Raw genomic sequence first — 3,072 nt, 5'->3', positions numbered from 1 at the left:
CACCAGGGAGAGTACGCCGCTATCGTCGGTGGTGCCCACTACGGACGCAACGACGCGTTCTGTTACAGCCCGCTTGTCGCGATCACCTTCGCGGACCCGTCCCTCAAGTTCGACTTCGCCGAGCCCCGCCGCGAGTTCGCAAAGGGTGCTATCCGCGAGTTCATGCCCGCTGGCGAGCGCTCACTGATCATACCCTCCCGGTAAGATCCCACCCACATTTTTTTACATTTTTTCGAAGAAGCCTGTGGAAGCGAAAGCGCACCTCTCCGGGTGTGCCGCAGTTCCGGCAATCCTCTCCCGGGCGATATCCAACCTTTTATCTGTGTGCCTGTTCACCATTCTGTAAAGATTTCATCCTGATACCATGCATGTCACAGTCATTTCTCCGGATATCTACACCTACGGCGCCATGCTGATCGGCGGCATCATACGAGAGGGCGGATATGACGTATCGGTGAGCAGTGAGTACGCCGCTCTCCCGTCGGAGACCGTTTTTCTCAGCCTGTACTCGACACTCCACCTCCTCGATCCCCGGCTGAAGGACTTCATCAGCCGGCACCGCGAGGGGGGCGGCCGATGCTACGTCGGCGGGCCCGTTTCCGCCTACCCTGAGATTGTGCTCGGGGAACTGAATCCCGATGCGGTGGTCGTGGGCGAAGGCGAAAATACCGTGCTCCCGCTCCTGCGGACCGGCCCCGTACCGGGCCTTCCCGGCATTGCCGTCCGGGAGGGGGACGGCATCCGCAGTACCCTCCCCATGATTCCGTCATCCCTTGACCGCCCGATCCCTCTCATACCGGACGATATCGGCACACAGGACATCAGGGGGGCGAATGTGTACATCGAGACGCACCGGGGGTGCCTCGGCGCCTGCACTTTCTGCCAGGTGCCCCGCTTTTTCGGCCACGATATCAGGAGCCGGTCTGTCGAGGACGTCCTCGCGGAAGTCAGGGCGTTTAAGGAGAAAGGAATGCGCCGTGTCTCCATCTCCGGCGGCACGGGCTCTCTTTTTCAGTATAAAAACGGTAAGCTGAATACGACTGCCTTTATCGAACTCCTCTCCGGCATGGCAGACATCATGGGGAGTTCGAACATCTCTGCGCCCGATATCAGGGCCGACTGCATCAACGACGAAATTCTCGACGCCGTCAGGAAGTACACTATCGGCTGGATATTTTTCGGGATCGAATCAGGAAGCGACAGGATACTGCGGCTCATGGGAAAGGGGATCACTGCCGCCACGGTCAGCCGTGCCATCGACGAATGCCGGAACCACGGGCTCAGCGTTGCCGGGAGTTTCATCGTCGGGTACCCGACCGAAACGGCGAAGGATTTCCGGGCCACGAAGGATTTCATCGCCTCCGCCGGTCTCGACGACGTTTTCGTGAGCATCGCGGAACCGATTCCGGAAACGCCGCTTGCAAAGCTTGTTCTGGATACGCCTCCGGAGGACAATCCCTCGTGTGTTCCCACGAAAGGGGAATACCGGTCTCTCGGCCTCACCGAAAGCGAGGCGCGATGTTTTGACCTGATCATGCATGCCGATATGTACAAACCGCGGCTCCACGTGGTCACCGACCAGATATTCGACGCCTATCTCGCGGAAGTGCGGCGGCAGGGAACAGATATCAGAACGGTTACGGATCTGCTCTTCCGGTATTACGGGCGGGAATAAGAAGCCCTGATAATGCGGGCGGCACCCGACGTGCGGGATCCCGGATGGCGGGAGAGACGTTCACATCCCCGCGATTTTCGGGCATCCGACGCGTATACGGAGTCGCGGGAGTAACTATAAGAGTCCCGAAAGAGGTACTACACAGGTAATGAAGAGTGTTTTTCACGTGATGCTCATTCCCACTCTCGGCTGCCCGGCACACTGCAGCTACTGCTGGAGTTCCGAAGAGGACTCCCCCATTATGAGCATCGAAACCCTCAAAGAGGTCGTTGCATGGCTTAAGAATTTCCGTGATGATCCGGTGACCATCACCTTCCATGGCGGGGAGCCGCTCCTTGCAGGCGCAGATTTTTACCGGGAGGCGCTGCCACTGCTTTCCGGTGGTTTAAGCCACCTGAGTCCTGCGTTTGCCATGCAGACCAATCTCTGGAGGCTCACGCCGGAAATGGCCGATATTTTCGCGGAGTATCACATCCCCCTCGGATCGAGCATCGACGGTCCGAAGGAGATCAACGACGTGCAGCGGGGAGAGGGGTACTATGAGAAGACGATGCGTGGCTATGAGATTGCGCGTGCCCACGGGCTCTCCGTGCGGTTCATCTGCACCTTTACCTCGTATTCGGTGGATTTCCGGGAGGAGATCTTCAGGTTTTTCCTCCAAAACGGATTCACCATGAAACTGCATCCCGCACTTCCTTCTTTGCGCGGCAGCGACCCCGAAAAATGGGCGCTGCCCCCGGAGAGGTACGGAGATCTCCTCATGTATCTTCTCGGCCAGTCCCTGTCGCATCTGAATGAGATTGATGTGATGAACATCAACGACCTGTGCCGGTGCGTCTTCACCCGCCGGGGGAATGTCTGCACTTTTGCGGACTGCATGGGGAATACGTTTGCCGTCGGCCCCGACGGGAGCATCTATCCCTGTTATCGCTTTGTCGGCATGCCGGAGTATGTGATGGGCAGCGTGTATGATCGTCCCTCGCCGGATGACCTTCGCAGATCCGCCGCAGGAAAGCTGATGCAGCACTATAAGGAGTTTGTCGACCGGGAATGCAGGGAATGTGCCCATATCACCTATTGCCGGGGCGGATGCCCCTATAATGCGATAGCGCCGTTTCACGGAGAGATACGGGGCGTCGATCCCCACTGCCCTGCCTATAAGAGAATTTTTGATGAAATCACCGCCCGGCTCAATGCAGAGATGTACGAATCTCCTGCCATGACCGGACGGAGAAAGCGTGCACAGCCGGGCATCATGTCCCTGATCCAAAAAATCGTGTCCGAATAATTGATGTAGTATCGGAAACCGGCGGTGGCAGACACGGGCGCGGGGGGATGCGCCGCCTGTCCGCACACGAACACAAATTTTTTTTGGTTAATGTAATATTTACTGATGT

The 3,072-nt window shown here is 57.7% G+C and carries 2 protein-coding genes and 1 pseudogene; all 3 read left to right on the top strand.

The annotated features are described in order from the left end of the window. The 3 genes and pseudogenes from APR53_06005 to APR53_05995 all read left to right on the top strand — a co-directional run bounded on the left by APR53_06005 (position 1) and on the right by APR53_05995 (position 2,963). Positions 1-204, top strand: a pseudogene (locus APR53_06005). A 160-nt stretch (positions 205-364) separates the two neighbouring features. Continuing rightward, positions 365-1,675, top strand: a complete 1,311-nt coding sequence (locus APR53_06000) for a radical SAM protein (GenBank protein ID KQC03104.1) — start codon at positions 365-367, stop codon at positions 1,673-1,675. Positions 1,676-1,823: 148 nt separating this feature from the next. Beyond that, the gene (locus APR53_05995; protein KQC03103.1) at positions 1,824-2,963 is read left to right on the top strand and encodes a radical SAM/SPASM domain-containing protein; all 1,140 of its coding nucleotides are present in this window, start codon (positions 1,824-1,826) and stop codon (positions 2,961-2,963) included. The last annotated feature ends 109 nt before the right edge of the window (positions 2,964-3,072 follow it).

The organism is Methanoculleus sp. SDB (assembly GCA_001412355.1).
GTDB lineage: Archaea > Halobacteriota > Methanomicrobia > Methanomicrobiales > Methanomicrobiaceae > LKUD01.
This window is presented reverse-complemented; position numbering and strand designations above follow the sequence as displayed.

Excerpts from the sequence above, each read along its gene's own strand:
- APR53_06000 (KQC03104.1), top strand. The coding sequence starts at position 365 with ATGCATGTCACAGTCATTTCTCCGGATATCTACACCTACGGCGCCATG.
- APR53_05995 (KQC03103.1), top strand. The coding sequence starts at position 1,824 with ATGAAGAGTGTTTTTCACGTGATGCTCATTCCCACTCTCGGCTGCCCG.